The organism is Ornithinimicrobium cerasi (genome assembly GCF_003702705.1).
GTDB classification, from domain to species: Bacteria; Actinomycetota; Actinomycetes; order Actinomycetales; family Dermatophilaceae; genus Ornithinicoccus; species Ornithinicoccus cerasi.
The window spans coordinates 154,743-175,364 of the sequence record NZ_QZMN01000007.1 but is presented as its reverse complement, the minus strand read 5'-3'; the positions used below and the strand labels follow the sequence as shown (position 1 = coordinate 175,364).

Genomic DNA, 20,622 nt, shown 5'->3' with positions numbered 1-20,622 from the left:
TATGTCGACCCTAACCCTCCGCGCGCCGGCGCGGCCGGGCTCGGGCTCAGGGCTGGACGCTCACGGTGCCGCCCGTGCGCAGTGCCTCGAACAGCTCGGCCGCCCGCTGCTCGTTCCACAGGACGGTGCTGCCGACGGCGGTGGGGTGGTCGGGATCGGCGACCGGGACGGTGATCGAGATCCCTGCGCCGTTGGCGATCGAGCGCATGGCCAGGCCCATCCGGGCGGCCTCGACGGGGGACGTGTCCTCGCCGACGGCGAGAGCCCGCCCGGTGGCGGTGCCCACCTGGTGCAGCCGGAACGGGTTGAGGACGGTGGCGGGGCTGGCCATCTCCTGCACCAGGGCCGCCAGGAACTCGCGCTGTCGCTCGACCCGGCCGATGTCACCGCGCATGTCGCTGTAGCGCATCCGCACGTAGCCCAGCGCCTCGGGACCGGCGAGCTCCTGGCACCCGGCCGGCAGGTCGATGTGCGCCTTCTCGTCGACCACCGGGGCGTCGAGGCACATGGTGACGCCGCCCACCTCGTCGACCACGCCGACGAAGCCGCCGAAACCGATCTCGAGGTAGCCGCTGAGCCGCAGCCCGGTGGACTGCTCCACGGTGTCGACGAGCAGCTCCGCACCGCCGATCGAGTACGCCGCGTTGAGCTTGTCGAGGCCGTGGTCCCGGATCTCGACGTAGGAGTCCCTCGGCAGGCTGACCAGGGTCGGCTCGCCGAGGGTGGGCACGTGGAGCAGCATGACGGTGTCCGCGCGGGATCCCTCGGTCGCGCCGGTGCCGAACTCCGAGCGCTCCTCGTCGCTGAGCTGCTCCCGGCTGTCGGTCCCGACGAGGAGGTAGTTCTCACCGGCCCCGCCGCCCGGACGGTCGGCCACGTCGGGGGTCGCGTCGATGGTCGTGACGCTGCCCCAGATGAGGGCGGCCACCACGGCGAGCGAGACGACGTAGCCCACGAGCAGCAGGAGCACCAGCGCCAGGAGGCGGCGGAACCCGTAGCGCCGGCGGCGGGAGGGACGGCGCGGGGGAGCGGTGCGGGGCCGCGGCTCGCGCAGACCCGGCTCACGGTGACCCGGCTCGTCGTAGCCCGGGGCGTCGGGGGTGTCGTACTGCCCGACGTACCGCTCGTCCCGACCGGGGCGCTCCTGCCGGGGGATCGGCCGGGTCTCCTCCAGCTCGTCACGCTCGCGCCAGTCGTCCCGTCGGCGCGCACCCGCGGCGTCCCGTCCGGAGCGCTGCGTGCGCGGCATCGGGCGGGTCCAGTCGTCCTCGGGGTGGTGCGGCACGGTCGACAACCCTAGGGCAGCCACCTGTCCCCGCCCTGAGAGGCACGCCCGACGCGCCGCCCGGCGCCGGTAACCTCACCCGGGTGAGCACCACGCCCAGCCGGCCCACGGCATACCCGCCCGTCTCGGTCGTCATGCCCATCCTCGACGAGGAGCACCACCTGCCCGAGGCGGTCGGGTCCGTCCTGGCCCAGGACTACCCCGGGCCGATGGAGGTCGTCGTCGCGGTGGGCCCCAGCCGCGACCGCACCCGCGAGGTGGCTGACGAGCTGGCGGCGAGGGACCCGCGCGTGCTCGTCGTCGACAACCCCAGCGGGCGCACCCCGGACGGGCTCAACGCCGCGATCGCCGCCGCGCACCACGACGTGCTGGTGCGCATGGACGGCCACGGGGCCCTCTCCGAGGGCTACGTCCGTCGGGCCGTCGAGGTGCTCGCGGAGACCGGTGCGGCCAACGTGGGAGGGGTGATGCTGGCGCAGGGGGTCGGGGACCTGCAGCAGGCCGTGGCCGTGGCCATGCGCTCCCCCCTGGGGATCGGCGGGGCGCGGTTCCACGTGGGGGGCGAGGCCGGTCCGGCGGACACCGTCTACCTGGGCGTCTTCCGGCGCGAGTGGCTGGAGCGCGTCGGTGGCTACGACACGCGGTTCACCCGCGCCCAGGACTGGGAGCTGAACCACCGCATCCGGGAGGCGGGCGGGGTCGTCTGGTTCGACCCCTCGCTCACCGTGACCTACCGGCCGCGCGCCACGTGGGGCGCGCTCGCGCGCCAGTTCTGGACGACCGGGCAGTGGCGTCGGCAGGTCGTGCGGCACCACCCCGGCACCCTGAACCGGCGCTACCTCGCCCCGCCGGTGGCGGCGACCCTCGTCGCCGCGGGCGCGGTGGGCGGGCTCGCCTGGAGGCCGCTGTGGGTGCTCCCGGCGGGGTATGCCGCTGCCGTCACCCTGGGCGGGTGGTTCATCGCCCGGCACGAGCGTCCGGGAGTCGCGGCCCGGATGCCGGGAGTCCTGGCCACGATGCACCTGACGTGGGGCGCCGGGTTCCTCCGCGGGCCCGGCGGCGGCGGGACGCCCGGACCGGTCGGGGAGACGGCCCCAGCCGGCTGAGGCGGGTCAGCCGACGGCGGGCGAGGTGGGCTCGGGGGTCGGCTCGTCGACCGCGACGGTCAGCGGCGCCCCGGTCTTGGCGACGACCTCCTCGACCCCGACGCCCGGGGCGACCTCACGCAGCACGAGCCCGTCCGGGGTGACGTCGATGACGGCCAGGTCGGTGATGATGCGCTGGACGACCTTGAGGCCGGTGATGGGCAGGTCGCAGGTCTCGACGATCTTGAAGCTGCCGTCCTTGGCGACGTGGTCCATGAGCACGACGACCTTCTTGGCCCCCATGACCAGGTCCATCGCCCCGCCCATGCCCTTGACCATCTTGCCGGGGATCATCCAGTTGGCGATGTCGCCCTGGGCGGAGACCTGCATGGCCCCGAGGATGGCGGCGTCGACCTTGCCGCCACGGATCATCCCGAAGCTCAGGGCCGAGTCGAAGAAGCTGGCGCCCGGACGGACCGTGACGGTCTCCTTGCCGGCGTTGATGAGGTCGGCCTCCTCCTCGCCCTCGTAGGGGTAGGGGCCGACGCCCAGGATGCCGTTCTCGCTCTGCAGGACGAGCTCGACGTCGTCGGGCACGTAGTTGGGGACGAGGGTCGGCATGCCGATGCCGAGGTTGACGTAGTCGCCGTCCTTGAGCTCGGCGGCGGCGCGGGCCGCCATCTCCTCACGGGTCAGAGCCATGGCTCAGGCCTCCTCGGTGGTGGTCGGGCGGGGTAGGTCGTCCTGGGCCACGGGGGGCCGGGCCCCCCGGGTGGTCCGCTTCTCGATGTCCTTGGCCCTCGCCTGCTCGGGCGTGAGGGCGAGCACTCGGCGCACGTAGATGCCCGGGAGGTGGACCTCGTCGGGGTCGATCTCGCCGGGCTCGACCAGCTCCTCCACCTCGGCCACCGCGATCTCGGCGGCCATCGCGCACAGCGGGTTGAAGTTGCGGGAGGACTTGTTGAAGACCAGGTTGCCGTGCCGGTCACCCTTGGCGGCCCGGACCAGGCCGAAGTCCGCGAAGATCGAGTCCTCGAGCACGTAGTCCCTTGTCACGCCGCGGACGGTGAACTCGCGCTTCTCCTTGGCCGGCGACTCCTTGACGACGTTCCCCTGCGCGTCGTAGAGCCACGGCATACCCCCCTCGGACACCTGGGACCCGACCCCGGTCGGCGTGAAGAAGGCAGGGATGCCGGCGCCTCCCGCGCGCATCTTCTCCGCCAGCGTGCCCTGCGGCGTGAGCTCGACCTCGAGCTCACCGGAGAGGTACTGCCTCGCGAACTCGCGGTTCTCCCCGACGTAGGAGGCGATGACACGGCGGATGCGGCCCTCCGCGAGCAGCAGCCCCAGGCCGGCACCGTCCACGCCGCAGTTGTTCGACACCACCTGCAGGTCGGTCGTCCCTCGCCGGAGCACCTCCTGGATCAGCACGGTCGGGATGCCGGAGAGGCCGAAGCCCCCGACGGTGAGGGTCATGCCGTCCAGGATGCCGTCGACGGCCTCCGCCGCCGAGGTCACAACTTTGTCCATGCCCGGAGGGTACCGGGGGCTCCTCGCCCGCCGACCTCCGGCTCCGCCAGCCTCCGCGGGCGGTCAGGCGGTGTCGCCCAGGAGCCGGGAGCAGCGGTGGGTGACGCCCTCCGCGGCCATCCGCGAGTCGTCGGCGGGCGGCACGGCCCCCCGGACGAGCACCGCTGAACCGTCGGCCGCGAGCACCTGGAGGACCTGGCGGACGAGCAGGCCGCGGTCGGTGGTGGTCAGCAGCGCGCGGCCTGCGGCCGGCACCGGGGGCAGGCCGTCCAGCAGCTCGCCGTAGCTGAGCCGCTCGCCCCCGTGCACGAGGGCGACGTCGTCCGGGTCGACCTCGTCCCACGGCGTGAAGTCGTCGGCGTAGCTGGACAGCTCGGCCGCCTCGTCCATCACCCCGCTGCGCAGCTCGGTGCCGAAGTCGCGGGACAGGGCGGGCAGCGCGACGGCGACCACCTCGTCGCAGTCCTCGGCCAGCTCGCTGTCCGGCTCGGTGGTCACCAGGACGTCCGCCCCCTCGTGCACGTCGAGGGTGAGGGTGGCGCCGACGGACCACACGGCGAGGGCCCAGTAGGCCAGGCGCCAGTGCGGGCTCGGCAGGTCGACGAGCACCACCGAGCCCGGTTGCACGTCCAGACCCTCCTGCAGGGCGTTCGCGGCCTTGGAGACCCAGGTGCGCAGGACGCGCCGGGAGATCTCGATGCGCTCGCCGCGGGCGTCGGGGGTGTCGTCGTAGAAGGTCAGCGCCGGCCGGGTCGCGTCGGTCGTGACGGCGTCGGCGAGCACCTGGCTGGGGAAGCGCACGGGACCACGCTAACCGGTGCGGGGAGCCGCGTGCGCCGCGCCGGATCGCGTCGGTCGTCCTCGGACGTGCCGGGACGCTCTCCTTGCGCGGGACGCCCTTCCCGGGGCACAGTGTCCGCCGTGACAGCCGAGACCCTCCGGTGCGCGCACGTGCGCCGTGTGTGGCGACCCGAGTTCCCCGTCGACGTGACGGCGACCTGGGGCGTGCTGCGCAGGGGTGCGGGCGACCCCGCGTGGCGGGTGGCGGGGGGAGCGTTGTGGCGGGGGATGGCCACCCCCCTGGGCCCGGTGACGCTGCGCACGATCACCCGGCCGGGGGAGGGCGTCGTGCTGGGGGAGGCCTGGGGGCCCGGTGCCGGGTGGACGCTGGACCGGCTGCCGGAGATGCTCGGGGAGGCGGACGAGGGGGCGGCCACCTTCGAGCCCGGGCACCCGCTCGTCGCCGAGAGCCGTCGCCGCCACCCCGGCTGGCGGGTCCCGCGGACGGGCCTGGTGCTCGAGTCGCTCGTGCCGGCCGTCGTGGAGCAGAAGGTGACGGGGCAGGAGGCCTTCTCGGGGTGGCGTCGCATCGTCAGGCGCTTCGGCGAGCCGGCACCCGGCCCCGGTGGTGCCCTGGGTGTGCGGGTGCCGCCGTCGGCGGAGACGCTGCGGCAGATCCCGTCGTGGGAGTGGCTGCGGGCGGGGGTCAGCCCCCAGCGCTCCGACACCGTCGTGCGCGTCGCCGCGCTGGCCGACCGCCTCGAGGAGCTCCCCGCGCTCGACCACGCGGCCGCCCGGCGACGGCTCGTCAGCATCCCCGGCGTGGGGGTGTGGACGGCGGCGGAGACGGCGCACCGGGCGCTGGGTGATCCTGACGCGGTCAGCTTCGGGGACTACCACGTGGCCGCCAACATCGGCTGGGCCCTGACCGGTCACCCGGTCGGTGACGAGGCCCTGGTCGAGCTCCTCCGCCCCTGGGCGGGGCAGCGCTACCGGGTCCAGCGCTACCTGGAGCTGGCGGGCGCGATGCGTCCGCGCCGTGGGCCGCGGATGGCGCCCCGCGGGCACCTGCCCGTGGGCTGACCGCCCCCAGACACGGGTCTGCTCACCCCCCGGGCGTGGGGATGACCTCCACCGTGGCGCTGACGTCCTCGCCGACCAGCGCGACCTCGAGGCGCGCGGCCACCCGACCGGCCAGGACGGGGTCGTGGGCGTGCACGGCATACCCGGAGGCGGGTGACCCGTGGACCCTCGCCCCCTCGTGGCCCAGCAGCGCGAGGCGGACGGCGCGGTCGCCGCGCTCCGGCTCCCCCTCCGGCCCGGCGGCCGGGACGCCGACCGCGGCCGCGGCCGCCGTGGCGGGGGGAGCACCGAGGGCGGCGCGGACCGCCTCACGGTGGCCGAGCGCGAACCAGTCGCCCGGACCGGTGCGGACGAGCGAGCGCGCCCCGGGTGGCGCGCCGGCGTCGGCGGACGGGACGACGTCGTCCAAGCCCCGGAGCAGGGCGGCCGGCACCTGCGCCACCTTGCCCTTGACGAGGTCGGCCGCGGCGGCGATCTCGTCCGCGACCGCGCGCGCGGTGACGGCCAGGGGTCGACCGTCGGCGTCGACGGCCGAGCGCAGGTCGTCGAGGACGCAGACCCCGGCCGCGCCCAGAGCGAGGTCGGTCTGCCCGGCCCGCCAGGGGCGCCCCGCGGTGTCGCTGAGGACGAGGCCGAGTCGCCGGATTCCGGCGAGGGCGACGACCTCGGCGCGGAGGTCCGCGGCGGCCCGGTCGGGGTCGGCGGGCAGCACGAGCACGCCACCGTCCGGGCCGGTGTTCGAGGCGTCCAGACCGGCGGCGGCCATCACCGGTCCTGCCTCGGCCTCGACGATGCGGGTGGTGCCGGTGGTCGTGCGCCGCTCGGCGACCACCCTGCGGGCGTGCCGCAGGACGAGCGCCTCGCGTCCCTCCCCGGCCGGCTCGCGCAGACCCCACGCCTTGGAGACCACCTTGCTGGAGACCACGAGCACGTCCCCGTCCCGCAACCCGCCGACCTGCCCGGCCGCGTCGACGAGCAGACCGGCGAGGTCCGCGCCCTCGCGCACCTCGGGGAGGCCGTGGAGGGGGAGCACGACGACGGTCCCCGGTGGCGTCGGGCTGGAGCGGCCCCCGGGATGACTCCTGTCCAGGGCCACAACCTCGTCCCGGGCCTGGTCCCGGGCCCCGTCTGTCATCGCAGCCGTCCGGCCAGCGCGAGGAGCTCAGCGGCGATCCGCCGCGCACCCTGCTCGTCGCGCATGAGCAGGTCCGTCGCGCCGACCCGCACCCCCGGCGGGTACGTTGCCGCCGCGTCCGCGTCGTCCACCAGCCACCCGTCCAGGAAGTCGGCGTACAGACCGGCGACCCCGGCGGCGGAGACCTCCACCCCGAGCGGTGCCAGGCAGGCGTCGGCGTGCCCCCGGACCGGTCGGCCGCCGATGAGCGGGCTGACCCCCACGACCGGGGCGCGGGTGCCGCGCAGGGCGTCCCGCACGCCGGGGACCCCCAGGACGATCCCGATCGAGACGACGGGGTTGCTCGGCGGGAGCACGACGACGTCGGCACCCCGGATCGCCTCCAGCACACCGGGTGCCGGCGTGGCACCCGACAGGCCTGCGACGGTGAAGCGGTGGGCCGTCAGCTCCGCGCCGTGCCGCACCCACCACTCCTGGAAGTGGATCGCCCGCTCGCCGCCGCCCCCGTCGTCCACGACCACGTGCGTCTCGATGGGCGCGTCGGTCACGGGCAGCAGCCGCACCCCGCGGTCGGGCAGGCCCCACCTCCGCGCGAGCCGGTCGGTCACCTCGCTGAGGGTCGCCCCCTGGCCCAGCCACAGGCTGCGAGCGACGTGTGTGCCGAGGTCCCGGTCGCCCAGGCCGAACCACTGCGGCTGCACGCCCAGGGCGGCGAGCTCGGTCATCACCTCCCGGGTGTCACCGTGCCGGCCCCAGCCCTGGGCCTCGTCCACCCCGCCGCCCAGGGTGTAGAGCAGGGAGTCGAGGTCGGGGCAGACCCGCAGCCCGAACAGCGTGATGTCGTCGCCCGTGTTCCCGACGACGGTGACCCTCGCGCCCTCCGTGGCGGGCGAGTCGGCCAGGGTCCCGAGGAGCCCTCGGACGAAGCGGGCGCCACCGACGCCGCCGGACAGTGCGGTGATCTGCATGAGGGTCATTGTGGGAGGTCAGGGGCCAATAGCAGACTCGGGGTTGACGTAAGCGGATGACACGCGTGTAATTCAGGTGTGGTCCTCACCCGGTCCGGAGGCAGAACGGACCGACCAAGGGGGCGACGGTGTGGGCGAGGTCGAGGAGAGAGCCATGCACGAGCTGGAGCTGATGTCACTGCTCAACGCGGCGGAGGACGTCGAGGAGGCGTCCTGGCAGGAGCGCGCGTTGTGCGCACAGACGGACCCTGAGGCGTTCTTCCCCGAGAAGGGCGGATCGACGCGCGAGGCGAAGAAGGTCTGCGTCGGGTGCGAGGTCCGGGCCGAGTGCCTCGACTACGCGCTCGGCAACGACGAGCGTTTCGGCATCTGGGGCGGTCTGTCCGAACGCGAGCGCCGCAAGCTGAAGAAGCGCGCCGTGTGAGCCGCGTGGTGGCCGAAGGGGCACCGCCCGGCCCCACGGGCGTCCCCGGCGACCCCCGCGCCGCCGCACCGAGCACCCCCGTGCCGCGGCAGCCCGCGGTCGGGTCGGCACGTCCCGACCGGGCCCGCGTCGAGGACGTCACCGTCGTCCTCCTGACGGGTCCGGGCGGCCTTCCGGTCCAGGACCTGCTCTCCGCCCTGGCCCTCCAGCACCCCCGGCCCGGACGGGTGCTCGTCACCGGTCTCGACCCGCACGGGGACGAGGTCGCGACGGTGCTCAGCCACCCCCTGCGCACCGACGACCGGGTCCCGCTCATCCTGCGACCGCCGCTGGAGCGGCGTGCCGGGGAGGACGACCACGCGGGGCCTGCCACGTGGCGGGTGCTGGAGGACGCCCGCACCGCCCTGCCGGTGCATCCCGGCCACTGGCTGTGGGTCCTGCGCGACGACAGCCTGCCGGAGCCGGGTGCCCTGGCCGCGCTGGCCTCGGCCGTGCGGCGCACCAGCCGGGTGGCGGTCGTCGGACCCAAGCTCGTCCGTCTCGACGACCCCCGCCTGCTCCTCGGGGTGGGCCACCACCTCACGGCGGCCGGCCGGGTCGCGGACCCCCGGCAGGCCGCGCTGGTCGACCAGGGCCAGCTCGACCTGCGCCAGGACGTCCTCGGGGTGCCCCTGGCCGGCTCGCTCGTGCGCAGCGACGTCCTCGACGTTATCGGCGGCCTCGACCCGGCCTTCGGCGCCGACGGCGTGGAGGGGCTCGACCTCGGGTGGCGGACCCACCTCACCGGCCACCGGGTCGTCGTCGCCCCCGACGCGGTCGTGCGTCAGGGGGACGGCGGGCTGGGGGTCGTCCACCCCCGACGCACCCGGGTCCGTCAGCGGCAGGTCGCGCTGGCACGCGGCCCTGCGCTCGCCAGCCTGTGGCGGGCCCTCGGCGTGGCGGTCACCAGCCTGCTGGCCGCCGTGGTGCTGCTGCTCGTCAAGCGCCCCTCGGAGGCCGCCGACGAGCTCGCCGACGTCCGGGGGGCGCTGTCGCCCGGGAGGGGATGGGGGGCACGGTGGCGGTTCCGGCGCCGTCGCACGGTCCGGCCCCGAGACCTGTCCAGCCTGTTCCTGCCGCGCGCGGTCGGGTGGCGCACGACCCTCGACACGCTCGGCGAGGCGCTGGACCCGCGCGCCCGCGGCGCGGTGGACGAGGCTCCCCGACGCGGACGCGTCCGGGAGACCGGACCCGTGCCCGAGGACCTCCTCGACCTGGGGGCGGACGGGGCGGCCCCCTCCCGGTGGAGCTGGCCCCTGGCCACGGCCCTCGTCCTCGCGTCCGCGCTGACCGCCTGGCGGTGGGCCCGGGAAGGCCTTCTCGGGCCCCTCCTCCCGGCGGCCGAGGGGGTCTCCGGGGGTGAGCTCGGCCCGGCCGCGACCGGCTCCGTCGGGCTGTGGCGCTCGGCCCTGGACGGCTGGCGCGGGGGTGGGCTGGGCCACAGCCAGCCGGCCGAGCCCTGGCTGGTCCCCGCCTCGGCGCTGGCCCGGGTCGTCGAGGCCCTGCCCGGAGGTGCCGTCGGCACCTCGACCGCGGGCGTCGCGTTCGGCTGGGTCCTCCTGCTCGCCGTCTCCGCGAGCGTGCTCACCGCCCACCTGGCGCTGCGGCGGGCCACCCACCGACGCTGGGTCCGGGCCGCGCTGGCGCTCGGCTGGGCCGGCCTGGCCCCGCTCGGTGCGGCGACGGCCGAGGGGCGCGTCGGTCCGGTCGTCGTGCACGTGCTCGCCCCGCTCCTCGTCGCCGGGTATGCCGTGGCCGCCACGCCCACGCGCTCGGTGCGGCGCACCGCGGCCACCTTCGCCACCGTGCTGCTGACGGTCCTGCTCGCCCACTGGGTGCCGTTGACGCTCGTGCTCACCACCCTGGCCGGGCTGCTAGTGCTGGTCCTCGGCACTCGGTCCGTCCGGGCACGAGGTGCCGTGCTGGCGCTGCTGCCCTGGGTCCTGCTCCTCCCCTGGCTGCCCGCGTGGTGGTCCGAACCGGTGCGGCTCCTCGGCGGCGCCGGGGCCACGACCTCCTCGGCCACCCACCCCGGGCTGACACCGCCGTGGCAGCTGTTCCTCCTGGGCCCGGGGCAGCCGGTGGACCCGGGCTCCTGGGCCGCGCTGCCGCTGTGGTGCGCCGTGCCCGTGTGGCTCGCGGCCCTGGCGGCGCTCGCACTGCCGGGCCGCGCCGGCCACCGCGCCGGGGTGCTGATGGCCGGCGCAGTCCTTGCGATGGCGCTCGGCCTCCTGGCGCCGCGGCTGGCGCTGGGCGAGCTGGCGGTCGGCTACGCCGACGCGGGGCGCACCGTCACCGCCTGGCCGGGGACGATGCTGTCATTCGCCGGTGCCGCCCTCCTCCTCGCGGCCGCGCTGCTCGTCGACGCCGTCCTCGCCCACCCGGGGGCCTCCCGGTCCTTGCGCGGCACCGTGTCCGCTGCGGTCACCGGTGCCGGGGTGGTCGCGCTGCTGTGGGTCACGCTCGTCGGTGGTCTCGGGAGCCTCGGGCCGGCGCCGGAGGTCCTGCCCCCCGTGGCGGCCGAGCAGGCCCGCGGGCCGTCGGCCCAGCGCACGCTGGTGCTGGCGCCGTCCGGGCCGGACGCCGCAGCGTGGCCCCCGGCCGCTGGTGCGGCATACCGGCTGACCGCCGACCTCGTCGGGGTCGAGCCCGAGCCCGCGCGCATCCTGCGCGACCGGGCCCGGGACCTGGCCGTCGGCGCCCCCGCCGCCGGTGAGGTTCCCGCCGCGGTCACCGCCCTCACCGGACAGGGGACCCCGCAGGGGGCGTCCGAGAGGCTGGGCCGGCTCGGCGTGGGGTACGTGCAGCTGGGCGCGCCCGACGCCGACCCGGTCGCCTCGCTCGTGGACCGGGTCCCGGGTCTGACCCGGGTCAGCAGCCCGGCGGGACAGGTGCTCTGGCGGGTGGCCGAGCCGCCCGTCGCCCGGGTCGCGGTCCGGGCCTCCGACGGGGAGCTGCTCGAGCGGATCCCGGTGACGGGTCCGCACGGCGCGTCCTCGGGGTCGGTCGACCCCGTCCCCGAGGGTGCGCGGCTGGAGGTGGCCGAGGGGGAGGGGTGGTCCCGCCACGCGACGGTCCTGGCGGACGGGGTGCCGACCCGGACCGACGCGAGCGGGACCCTCGTCCTGCCCGCGGGGACGCGCGACGTCGAGGTCGGGCTGCGCACGCCGGGCCTGCCCTTGCACCTCGTCGCGCTCGTGCTCGTCCTGGTCACCGCGTTCCTGGCCCTCCCGTTCGGTCGGACCGAGGCGAGGCGCGAGCAGGACGTCCGGCCCGGGGCCGGGCCCGGTGCCGACCCCGCGCCCGGACGGGAGGAGGCGCCGTGAGCACGGACGGCAGCCCCGCGCCGACGGACGGGAGCGAGGGGCGGACGTCCCCGACGGTCGTCGCGGGTGGGGACGGCGACGACGGGACGGCACCCTCCGCGCGCCGGCTCGGCGAGACGCGGTGGTGGCGGCTCGGGGCGGTCTCCGCCGTGGTGGTCGCCCTGCTCTGGGGCGCGGGGGCCTGGGACGGCGGGCTGCGGCTGGGTGGCGGGGATACCGCCGGCGAGAGCGCGGTGACGTCCGGCGCGCCCACCCTGGTGCCGTCCGGGCTGGTCGAGGCCGCGACGCTGGGGTGTCCCGGTCCGGAGCTGCTCGGCATCGAGGGGGACCGGGGAGCGTCGGCCCAGGTGGTGCGGGTGGCCGCGGCCGCGGCACCGGACGGGTTGGGGGAGCCCGGGGAGCCCGGCACGGGCGACGAAGACGCCGACGGGGCGGGCGGGGCCACAGCCAGGCTGAGCACGACGGCCGGGTCCGGCGAGGAGGCCGACCTCCTGGCCGACGGGCCGGCGGAGATCACCCTCGAGGAGGCCGTGGGCGCGCTGGTGGATGCGACGGCGGGCGCGGCTCCGGCTCTCGTGGGGGGCCAGCTGGGGCTCTCGGTGGATGCCGGAAGCCGCGGCCTCAGCCTGACCGCCTGCACGGCGCCGGCCGAGACCGTGTGGCTGGTGGGAGGCGGAGACACACCGGGACGCACGGAGCAGCTCGTGCTCACCAACCCCGGCGACGACGCCGTCACGGTGGAGCTGGACGTCTGGGGCGCCGACGGACCGGCGGTGACCACGGGGGCCAGCGTCGTGGTCCCCGGCCGCGGCAGGTCGGTGCACCTCCTCGACGCGCTCACCGACCAGGTCGGGTCCCCCGTCGTGCGGGTGAGCTCGTCCGGCGGTCCGGTGGTGGCGCACCTCGGGGAGCACCACCGGGACGGCACCACCGAGCTGGGTGCCGAGGTGGTCGGTCCCTCCGTCGCCCCCGGCACGGACCTCGTCGTGCCCGCGGTCGCCGTCGGCGCGCCGGCGAGCGGCGGGGCCACCACGATGATCCTGCGGATCGCGGCACCGGGGGAGGACGCCGCCGTCGTCGACGTCACCGCGCTCACGCAGGACGGGGAGGCCAGGCTCGCGTCCAGGGTGACCCGGGTGGCCGCCGGGCACAGCATCGACGTCGAGCTGGACGACCTCCCCGAGGGCGTCCTGGCGTTACGGCTGCGCTCCGACACCCCCGTCACGGCGGGGGCCCGCCTCACCGTGGCGCCGAGCGGTGAGGAACCGCTGGCTCCCGACGGGGCCACGGTCACCAGCGGCCCGGACGGGGCCGCGGTGACCACGGGCCCGGACGACACCGCGGCCACCACGGGCCCGGACGACGCCGCGGCCACCACAGGCCCGGACGGCCAGGGAGGGGACGAGCCGCCGCTGACCCGCCCCGCGGGCGAGACCGCCTGGGTCGGAGCGACCGCCCCCAGCCCTGCCCCGGTGGGCATGGCCCTGCCGGCGCGCGACGGCATACCCGGGTCCCGAGCCACGCTCGCGGTCAGCGTCGTGGACGCGACCGCCGCCACCGTGCACCTGCTCGACGAGCGGGGCCGGGTGCAGCGGGAGGAGCTCGGCCGCCTGCCGAACGACACGACGGTCGCGCTCCCGGTCCCGTCGGGGGTCAGGGCGGTGTGGGTCACGTCCGGGGGACCGGCCGGGGTCGTGGCGTCGGTGGTGCTGGAGGGCGAGGACCGCGGCGGTCCCTACGTCGCCGCGGCGACGCTGCCCGCCGTGCCGTGGGGTCGGTCCTCGACCGAGGTCACGGTCCTCGCCCCCTGACTCACGCGAGGTCGTCGGGGTCGCGGCCCAGCATCCGGGCGACCTGCTCGGCCATCACCTCGTAGACGATCCCGGCGAGCTCCGTGTGGTCGGCGGCCCGCTGGGTGATCGGTCGGCGGTAGACGACCAGCCGCGCGGGCAGCGCGCGCTCGGCCGGGAAGAGACGACCCAGCGCCACCCCGTGCTCCCACGGGGCGGGGTCGGAGGGCGGGACCTCCTCCACGGCCAGCTCCAGACCGAGCTCGTGGCCGAGCCTGCGCTCCAGCTCCTCGGCGGCGTCGAGGACCAGCTCGTCGAAGCCGGCGCGGCGGGTGGTCATGACCGGCACGGGGGGCCAGGCCAGCGGCCCCCGCATCCCGTGGCCCCGCCGGTCCCGTCGCCTGCCCATCCCGGCACGATAGACCGCGCCCGACGGGACCGGTGCGCCGCCGGTCCTGGGCCCGGCCGGGGTGGTGCCGCAGGATTGTCGGCCCGGCCACCTACAGTGTGGTCTCGTGACCGTCTCCCGTCAGTGCTCCAAGACAGCGTGCTCGCGCCACGCGACCAACACGCTGACCTACGTGTACGCCGAGCAGACGGCCGTCCTGGGTCCGCTGGCGACCTACGCGGAGCCGCACTCCTACGACCTGTGCGAGGACCACGCCACCAAGCTGACGGCGCCGCGCGGCTGGGACGTCGTGCGGCTGGAGCTGCCGGAGGGCCAGCCCCGCCCGCAGGCCGACGACCTCGCCGCCCTGGCCGACGCGGTGCGCGAGCACCGCGGACGCGGCCGTGTGGTGCACGTCGAGGCCCGGGACGAGGAGCACGCCGGGGCCACGGTCACCGAGATCGCCCGCCGGGGCCACCTGCGCGTGCTGCGGGACCGCTGACCCCCTCCGCGACGACGGCGCCGACCACCTGCCGGCCGCGTCGTTACTCTTGTCTGTCGTGACAGCCGTGAGACTCGCCGACTTCGTCAAGGCCTACGACGTGCGTGGCCTCGTGCCGGAGCAGCTGAGCCCCGAGGTGGCCGCCGCGCTCGGGTCCGCCTTCGCCCAGGTGGTCGTCCTGCCCGAGGGGGAGAGCGGCGTCGTGGTCGGCCACGACATGCGCGCCTCCTCCCCGGGGCTGTCCCAGGCCTTCGCCGCGGGCGTGGCCGCGCACGGGGTGGACGTCACGACGATCGGGCTGTGCTCCACCGACGGCCTCTACTACGCCAGCGGGTCGCTGGGGCTGGCGGGCGCGATGTTCACCGCGAGCCACAACCCGGCCGCCTACAACGGGATCAAGCTGTGCCGCTCGGCCGCCCGGCCGGTGGGGCAGGACTCGGGCCTGGCCGAGGTCCGTGACCTGGCGCAGTGGCTGCTCGACCGGGGCCCGCAGCACGCCGCGCTGCACGCGGGGCGCCCCGGGACCGTCACCGCGAGGGACGTGCTCGCTGACTACGCGGCATACCTGCGCTCGCTCGTGGACCTCCGCGGCGGGCGGCACCTCACGGTCGTCGTCGACGCCGGCAACGGGATGGCCGGGCTCACCGTGCCCGCCGTGCTGCAGGGAGGGGACCTGCCGCTGACCGTGGTGCCCCTCTACTTCGAGCTCGACGGGACGTTCCCGAACCACGAGGCCAACCCCCTGGAGCCGGAGAACCTGCGCGACCTCCAGGCAGCCGTCCTCGCGCAGGGTGCCGACCTGGGGATCGCCTTCGACGGCGACGCGGACCGGTGCTTCGTCGTGGACGAGCGCGGGGAGCCGGTGAGCCCCAGCGCGATCACCGCCCTCGTGGCCGAGCGCGAGGTGGCCAAGGAGGTCGCCGCGGGCCGCCCGGCCGGGGAGGTGTCGGTCGTCCACAACCTCATCACCTCGCGCACCGTGCCGGAGACGATCGCGTCCCTGGGCGCCCGCGCGGTCCGGACCAGGGTGGGCCACAGCTACGTCAAGGCGCAGATGGCCGAGCACGAGGCCGTCTTCGGCGGGGAGCACTCCGCCCACTACTACTTCCGCGACTTCTGGTACGCGGACACCGGGATGCTCGCGGCGCTGCACGTGCTGGCGGCGCTGGGCGAGCAGGCCGGGCCGATGTCGGGCCTGGTCGGACGGTTCGAGCGCTACGTCGCCTCCGGCGAGCTCAACTCCCGGGTGGAGGACGTGCCCGGCGCGGTGGGGCGGGTCCGCGACTGGGCGCTCGCCCGGGGCGCGTCGGCCGACACCCTGGACGGGCTGACGATGACTCGCGAGGATGAGCCGACGTGGTGGTTCTCGCTGCGGTCGAGCAACACCGAGCCCCTGCTCCGACTCAACGTCGAGGCGGAGGACCGGTCCACGATGGAGCAGGTCCGGGACGCCGTCCTGGGCCTCGTACGGCAGGAGGCGCCCGCATGACACGTCCCGAGTTCGAGCCCTGGGTCCGCGAGATCCTGCGCTGCCCGGTCGGGCTGCACGAGCTGGTCGACGTCGTCGACGACGAGGGGCGCCCGGCGCTCCAGTGCGCGTCCGACTGCGGCGCCCCCGGCCGGCGCCTGCGCTACCCGGTGGCCGACGGCATACCGGTGCTCCTCGTCGACGACGCCGTCGCCGTCCAGGTCTGAGACGTCGTGGCCCCCTACATCGACGAGGCGCTCCTGGACGACCCGGAGGAGCTGACCCGCAAGGACTCGCGCGGCACGCTGCGCGCGCTCGCCTCCGCGGGCGCGCAGGTCCGGGAGGGTCTGACCCTCGGGTACGAGGCAGGGATCGACCGGCTGACCGACCAGGAACGACCCCGGTCCGTCCTCGTCGCCGCCACCGGTGGCTCCTCGATCGTCGCCGACGTGCTGGAGCTGCTCGCCGAGCCGGGGTCGCCCGTCCCGGTCCAGGCCCGGCGCAACCTGCCGCTGCCCGGCTGGGTCGGTCCGCTGGACCTCGTGGTCGCGGTCTCGCTGTCCGGCCGGGCGCCGGGGCCCCTCGCCGTCGCCGCCGAGGCCGCCCGTCGCGGCGCCCGGCTGCTCACGGTCGGGGCGGACGACTCCCCGCTGGCCGAGGTATGCCGTCGCGCTCGGGGCATCCACGTCGGCACCGGGCAGACGGCGCGGGCGAGCTCGCGCACCGCGCTGTGGACCCTGCTCACCCCGGTGCTCGTCGGGGCGGACCGGCTGGGTCTGCTCGACGCCCCGCAGTCGGTGCTCGAGCAGGTGGCCGACCGGCTCGACGAGCGGGCCGAGGACCTGCGCCCCTCCTCCGAGGCGTTCGTCAACCCGGCGAAGATCCTGGCCGTGCAGCTCGCCGAGACCGTCCCGGTGGTCCTCGGCGACGGCCCCCTCGGCGGGGTGGCGGCCGCCCGGGCCAGCGCCATGCTGGCGCGGACGGCGCGCATCCCGGCCCCGTTCGGCGAGCTGCCGGACGCCGCCAGCGGCATCGTGGCCTGCTTCGACGGGCCCTACACGACCATCGGCGGCCGGCGGCACGGCACCTACGACGAGTCCCGCATCCGGCTGGGAGACATCGACACCAGCAGCTGGGAGCCGCACCACTTCGACGAGCCCGACGGCGAGCTGATGGAGCGGGCCAACGGGCCGGAGGGCGGCCGCGGCCGGGACGTCTTCGCCGACCCCTACCTCGACGGTCCGGCCCCGCCGGCGCTCGGGCTGCTCATGCTGCGCGACGCCCCGGCGGCGCCGGCCACCCCCGAGTCGGTCCAGGCGGAGTCCCTCACGGAGGCGGTGCTGACGACGGCGCGGGAGGCCGGGGTGCGGGTGATGGAGGTCCGCGCCGGGGAGGGCGACCCCGTGGTCCGGCTGGCCGACCACGTGGCGGTGGTGGACTTCACCGCCACCTACCTCGCGATCGGGCTGGGCCTGGACCCCTCCGTCAGCCCGCACGTCGCCGACCTGCGCGACCGGACCCGGTAGGCACGCCGTGCGCGACGACGTCGACCGCCCCTCCCGTTCGGTGCGCGCGCTGGAGGACGGGATCGAGCGCGACCTCGGCCGCAACCTGTCCTACGGCGACTACCTCGACCTGCACACGGTGCTCGGGGCGCAGCACCCGCAGGCGGTCCCGCCCCGGCACGACGAGCTGCTCTTCATCATCCAGCACCAGACCTCCGAGCTCTGGCTCAAGCTGATGCTCCACGAGCTGACCTCGGCGCGCTCCCTGCTGGCGGGCGACGACGTGCAGCCGGCGCTGAAGCGCCTGGCCAGGGTCAAGCACATCCAGCACACGCTGACGCAGCAGTGGTCGGTGCTGGCGACCCTGACCCCGAGCGAGTACGCGCAGTTCCGCTCCTTCCTGGCCACCGGGTCCGGCTTCCAGTCCTGGCAGTACCGGGCGGTCGAGTTCTCCCTCGGCAACAAGCACGCCGACATGCTCCGACTCTTCGAGCACGACCCGCCGGTCCACGCCCAGCTGGACCGGCTGCTGCACGAGCCGAGCCTCTACGACGAGGTGCTGCGGTTCCTCGCCCGCCGCGGCCACCCGGTCCCGGTGGAGGTGCTGGAGCGCGACGTCACGCAGCCCTACGAGGCCAGCGAGGGTGTCGTCGACGTCCTCGCCGCCGTCTACGCCGACCCGGCCCACCACTGGGTCGAGTACCACGTCGCCGAGGACCTCGTGGACCTCGAGGACAACTTCCAGGTCTGGCGCTTCCGGCACCTGCGGACCGTGGAGCGCATCATCGGGTCCAAGAAGGGCACGGGGGGCAGCTCGGGGGTCCCGTTCCTGCGGCGGGCGCTGGACCTGACCTTCTTCCCCGAGCTCTTCGACGTCCGCTCGCGCATCCAGGACGTCACCCCCGACGGCTACCACGGAGGACACGGCGCATGACTGACGTCCGACCGCTCGACCCGCCCACCCGGGCCGACGCGCTCGCGCTCGACGCGGCCGACCCGCTGGGCCACCTCGCGTCGCGGTTCGAGCCCGCCGAGGGGGTCGTCGCCTACCTGGACGGCAACTCGCTGGGCCGGCCGGTCGCCGGCACGGCGGAGGCGATGGCGCAGTTCGTGCGGGGGCCCTGGGGCACGGGGCTGATCCGCTCGTGGGACGAGTCGTGGATGCGGTGGCCGGAGGAGGTCGGCGACCTGCTCGGGCGGGTCGCCCTCGGCGCCGCCCCCGGGCAGACCGTGATCGCCGACTCCACGACCGTGCTCCTCTACAAGGTGCTGCGCGCGCTGGCGGACCACCAGCTCGCGCTGGACCCCGCCCGCACCGAGATCGTGCTGGACACCGACAACTTCCCGACGGACCGTTACGTCGCCGAGGGTGTCGCCGCCGAGCGGGGTATGACGTTGCGCTGGCTCGACGTCGACCCCGCCGCCGGGGTGACGCCCGAGCTGGTGGCTCCGGCGCTGGGGGAGCGCACGGCGGTCGTGCTCCTCTCGCACGTCGCCTACCGCTCCGGCTGGGTCGCCGACACCGAGGAGATCACCCGCCAGGTCCACGAGGCGGGCGCCCTCGTCCTCTGGGACACCTGCCACTCCGCCGGGTCGGTGCCGGTGCGGGCCGACGACTGGGGCTGGGACGCCGCCGTCGGGTGCGACTACAAGTACCTCAACGGCGGCCCGGGCGCCCCGGCCCACGCCTACCTCACGGCCCGCCTGCACGACCTGCCCACCCTGCGCCAGCCGGTGCAGGGGTGGATGGGACGCCGCGACCCCTTCCTCATGGAGCCGGGGTACGTGCCCGAGGCCGGGGTGCGGTCGCTGGTCAGCGGCACCCCGCCGGTGCTGGGGATGGTCCCGCTGCGGCTGGCGCTGGAGATGCTGGAGGAGGCCGGCATCGAGGCGGTGCGGGCCAAGTCGTTGCGGCTCACCGACTGGGCCTGGCAGGTCGTGGAGTCCTGGCCCGCCGAGCTCGGGGTGAGCGTGGCGAGCCCGCGTGACCACGACCGGCGCGGGGGCCACCTCACCCTGCGGCACGAGCGCTTCGAGCAGGTCAACCCGAGGCTGTGGCAGCGCGGCACGATCCCGGACTTCCGGTCCCCCGACGGGCTCCGCCTCGGGCCCGCCCCGCTCTCGACGACGTTCACCGAGGTGTGGGACGGGCTCGCCGCCGTCCGGGAGGAGCTCGAGCGCGCCGGCTGAGGGCAGGGTCGGCCACACTGTGGAGGTGGCGGAGGTGCGGGCATGGGTGCTCCACGTGGACCTCGACCAGTTCATCGCGGCGGTCGAGGTGCTGCGGCGCCCCGAGCTCGCCGGCCGCCAGGTCGTCGTCGGCGGCCGGGGCGACCCGACAGAGCGGGGCGTGGTGGCCACCGCCTCCTACGAGGCGAGAGCCCTGGGCGTCGGCTCCGGTATGCCGTTGCGCACCGCCTTCCGCAAGGCGCCGGAGGCGGTGTTCCTCCCGCACGACCGCGCCGCCTACGAGGCGGCGTCGGAGGTCGTGATGAACGCGCTGCGCTCGGTCCCCGACGTGACGGTGCAGGAGCTGGGCTGGGACGAGGCCTTCGTCGGGGCCCGGACGGCGGACCCCGAGGCGCTGGCCCGGCACATCCAGGAGACGGTGCTGGCAGCGACCCGGCTGCACTGCACCGTGGGCATCGGCGACACCACGGTCCGCGCCAAGGTGGCGACCGGGTTCGGCAAGCCGCGGGGCGTGTTCCGGCTCACCCGGGACACCTGGCTGGAGGTGATGGGGGAGCGCCCCACCCGCGACCTGTGGGGGGTGGGGCCGCGGGTGTCAGCGCGGCTGGACGGGCACGGCATACGCACGGTCGCCGAGCTGGCCCGGGCCGACCCGGAGGTGCTCGTGGCCGAGTTCGGCCCCCGGATGGGCCCCTGGTACGGCCAGCTCGGGCGCGGCGAGGGCACCGCCGAGGTGACGGACACCCCCTGGGTGGCGCGCGGGCACAGCCGCGAGGAGACCTTCCAGGAGGACCTGACCGACCGGGCGCGGGTCGAGGACGCGGTCCGCAGACTCACGGCGGCGGTGCTCGAGGACGTCACGAGGGAGGGGCGACCGGTCGTGCGGGTCATCCTCAAGGTCCGCTACCGACCCTTCCTGACGAAGACCTACGGCCGGAAGATCCCCGTGACCCACGACCCCGCGACGGTGCACCAGGTCGCCCATGACCTCCTGGACCGGGTGGAGGCCGGCCGGCCGGTGCGGCTCCTGGGCGTGCACCTGGAGATGACCATGCCCGCCGGGGCGCGGGAGCGGACGACACCGACCCGCAGCGCGTGGTGAGGGACGGTGAGGCGGGTCGCGG

The 20,622-nt window shown here is 75.8% G+C and carries 19 protein-coding genes; 12 read left to right on the top strand and 7 right to left on the bottom strand.

Features of this window, described 5'->3' with window-relative positions; all coding sequences use genetic code 11:
* Positions 1-46: 46 nt before the first annotated feature.
* A complete protein-coding gene (locus D4B81_RS10015; RefSeq protein ID WP_122262360.1) occupies positions 47-1,285 on the bottom strand; it encodes an LCP family protein in 1,239 nt (412 codons plus the stop codon).
* 134 nt (positions 1,286-1,419) lie between these two features.
* Here D4B81_RS10015 and D4B81_RS10010 point away from each other — a divergent pair, with 134 nt between their 5' ends.
* On the top strand, positions 1,420-2,391 hold the full coding sequence (locus D4B81_RS10010) for a glycosyltransferase family 2 protein (RefSeq protein ID WP_202613651.1): 972 nt from the start codon (positions 1,420-1,422) through the stop codon (positions 2,389-2,391).
* Between the two features lie 6 nt (positions 2,392-2,397).
* Here the strand turns inward: D4B81_RS10010 and D4B81_RS10005 are convergent, their stop codons facing one another.
* The 3 genes from D4B81_RS10005 to D4B81_RS09995 form a co-directional block, all read right to left on the bottom strand.
* On the bottom strand, positions 2,398-3,072 hold the full coding sequence (locus D4B81_RS10005; RefSeq protein ID WP_122262356.1) for a 3-oxoacid CoA-transferase subunit B: 675 nt from the start codon (positions 3,070-3,072) through the stop codon (positions 2,398-2,400).
* Between the two features lie 3 nt (positions 3,073-3,075).
* Positions 3,076-3,900, bottom strand: a complete 825-nt coding sequence (locus D4B81_RS10000) for a CoA transferase subunit A (protein ID WP_122262354.1) — start codon at positions 3,898-3,900, stop codon at positions 3,076-3,078.
* Positions 3,901-3,963: 63 nt separating this feature from the next.
* Entirely contained in the window at positions 3,964-4,701 is a 738-nt protein-coding gene (locus tag D4B81_RS09995) for a TIGR03089 family protein (protein WP_122262352.1), read from the bottom strand.
* Positions 4,702-4,821: 120 nt separating this feature from the next.
* On the opposite strand from D4B81_RS09995, the gene D4B81_RS09990 reads away from it, so the two are divergent.
* Positions 4,822-5,763: a DNA-3-methyladenine glycosylase family protein gene (locus D4B81_RS09990; protein WP_237565927.1), complete on the top strand. Its 942-nt coding sequence runs from the start codon at positions 4,822-4,824 to the stop codon at positions 5,761-5,763.
* 22 nt (positions 5,764-5,785) lie between these two features.
* Here D4B81_RS09990 and D4B81_RS09985 read toward each other — a convergent pair whose 3' ends face one another.
* On the bottom strand, positions 5,786-6,796 hold the full coding sequence (locus D4B81_RS09985; RefSeq protein ID WP_237565926.1) for a coenzyme F420-0:L-glutamate ligase: 1,011 nt from the start codon (positions 6,794-6,796) through the stop codon (positions 5,786-5,788).
* 98 nt (positions 6,797-6,894) lie between these two features.
* A complete protein-coding gene (cofD, locus tag D4B81_RS09980) occupies positions 6,895-7,866 on the bottom strand; it encodes a 2-phospho-L-lactate transferase (protein WP_122262348.1) in 972 nt (323 codons plus the stop codon).
* A 154-nt stretch (positions 7,867-8,020) separates the two neighbouring features.
* Between cofD and D4B81_RS09975 the strand changes: the two genes are divergently transcribed.
* From D4B81_RS09975 to D4B81_RS09965, 3 genes are read left to right on the top strand one after another with little or no spacing between them, the layout of a single operon-like run.
* Positions 8,021-8,290, top strand: coding sequence for a WhiB family transcriptional regulator (locus D4B81_RS09975; RefSeq protein WP_170955361.1), 270 nt, complete (start codon positions 8,021-8,023; stop codon positions 8,288-8,290).
* Positions 8,287-11,655, top strand: a complete 3,369-nt coding sequence (locus D4B81_RS09970; protein WP_161965104.1) for a glycosyltransferase — start codon at positions 8,287-8,289, stop codon at positions 11,653-11,655. The genes D4B81_RS09975 and D4B81_RS09970 overlap by 4 nt, the downstream gene beginning before the upstream one ends.
* Positions 11,652-13,466: a DUF5719 family protein gene (locus tag D4B81_RS09965; protein ID WP_122262344.1), complete on the top strand. Its 1,815-nt coding sequence runs from the start codon at positions 11,652-11,654 to the stop codon at positions 13,464-13,466. The genes D4B81_RS09970 and D4B81_RS09965 overlap by 4 nt, the downstream gene beginning before the upstream one ends.
* Before the next feature lies 1 nt (position 13,467).
* On the opposite strand, the gene D4B81_RS09960 is transcribed toward D4B81_RS09965, so the two are convergent.
* A complete protein-coding gene (locus tag D4B81_RS09960; RefSeq protein WP_122262342.1) occupies positions 13,468-13,854 on the bottom strand; it encodes a metallopeptidase family protein in 387 nt (128 codons plus the stop codon).
* Between the two features lie 106 nt (positions 13,855-13,960).
* Here D4B81_RS09960 and D4B81_RS09955 point away from each other — a divergent pair, with 106 nt between their 5' ends.
* From D4B81_RS09955 to D4B81_RS09925, 7 genes are read left to right on the top strand one after another with little or no spacing between them, the layout of a single operon-like run.
* Positions 13,961-14,335: a DUF3499 domain-containing protein gene (locus tag D4B81_RS09955; RefSeq protein WP_122262340.1), complete on the top strand. Its 375-nt coding sequence runs from the start codon at positions 13,961-13,963 to the stop codon at positions 14,333-14,335.
* 58 nt (positions 14,336-14,393) lie between these two features.
* Positions 14,394-15,824 (top strand): phosphomannomutase/phosphoglucomutase, encoded by a 1,431-nt coding sequence (locus D4B81_RS09950; protein WP_122262338.1) that lies wholly within the window; start codon positions 14,394-14,396, stop codon positions 15,822-15,824.
* Entirely contained in the window at positions 15,821-16,030 is a 210-nt protein-coding gene (locus D4B81_RS09945) for a Trm112 family protein (RefSeq protein WP_097186757.1), read from the top strand. Before D4B81_RS09950 ends, D4B81_RS09945 begins: the two co-directional genes overlap by 4 nt.
* Before the next feature lie 6 nt (positions 16,031-16,036).
* Positions 16,037-17,329 (top strand): SIS domain-containing protein, encoded by a 1,293-nt coding sequence (locus D4B81_RS09940; protein WP_122262336.1) that lies wholly within the window; start codon positions 16,037-16,039, stop codon positions 17,327-17,329.
* A 7-nt stretch (positions 17,330-17,336) separates the two neighbouring features.
* Positions 17,337-18,242, top strand: a complete 906-nt coding sequence (locus D4B81_RS09935) for a tryptophan 2,3-dioxygenase (protein WP_122262334.1) — start codon at positions 17,337-17,339, stop codon at positions 18,240-18,242.
* A complete protein-coding gene (locus D4B81_RS09930; protein WP_122262332.1) occupies positions 18,239-19,498 on the top strand; it encodes a kynureninase in 1,260 nt (419 codons plus the stop codon). The genes D4B81_RS09935 and D4B81_RS09930 overlap by 4 nt, the downstream gene beginning before the upstream one ends.
* 25 nt (positions 19,499-19,523) lie before the next feature.
* The gene (locus D4B81_RS09925; RefSeq protein ID WP_474100186.1) at positions 19,524-20,600 is read left to right on the top strand and encodes a DNA polymerase IV; all 1,077 of its coding nucleotides are present in this window, start codon (positions 19,524-19,526) and stop codon (positions 20,598-20,600) included.
* Positions 20,601-20,622 lie beyond the last annotated feature (22 nt).

Bases quoted from the DNA above. Each gene is read 5' to 3' on its own strand.
- D4B81_RS09930 (WP_122262332.1), top strand. From the start codon at position 18,239: ATGACTGACGTCCGACCGCTCGACCCGCCCACCCGGGCCGACGCGCTC.
- D4B81_RS10010 (WP_202613651.1), top strand. From the start codon at position 1,420: ATGCCCATCCTCGACGAGGAGCACCACCTGCCCGAGGCGGTCGGGTCC.
- cofD (WP_122262348.1), bottom strand. From the start codon at position 7,866: ATGCAGATCACCGCACTGTCCGGCGGCGTCGGTGGCGCCCGCTTCGTC.
- D4B81_RS09960 (WP_122262342.1), bottom strand. From the start codon at position 13,854: ATGGGCAGGCGACGGGACCGGCGGGGCCACGGGATGCGGGGGCCGCTG.
- D4B81_RS09975 (WP_170955361.1), top strand. From the start codon at position 8,021: ATGCACGAGCTGGAGCTGATGTCACTGCTCAACGCGGCGGAGGACGTC.
- D4B81_RS10005 (WP_122262356.1), bottom strand. From the start codon at position 3,072: ATGGCTCTGACCCGTGAGGAGATGGCGGCCCGCGCCGCCGCCGAGCTC.
- D4B81_RS09945 (WP_097186757.1), top strand. From the start codon at position 15,821: ATGACACGTCCCGAGTTCGAGCCCTGGGTCCGCGAGATCCTGCGCTGC.
- D4B81_RS10000 (WP_122262354.1), bottom strand. From the start codon at position 3,900: ATGGACAAAGTTGTGACCTCGGCGGCGGAGGCCGTCGACGGCATCCTG.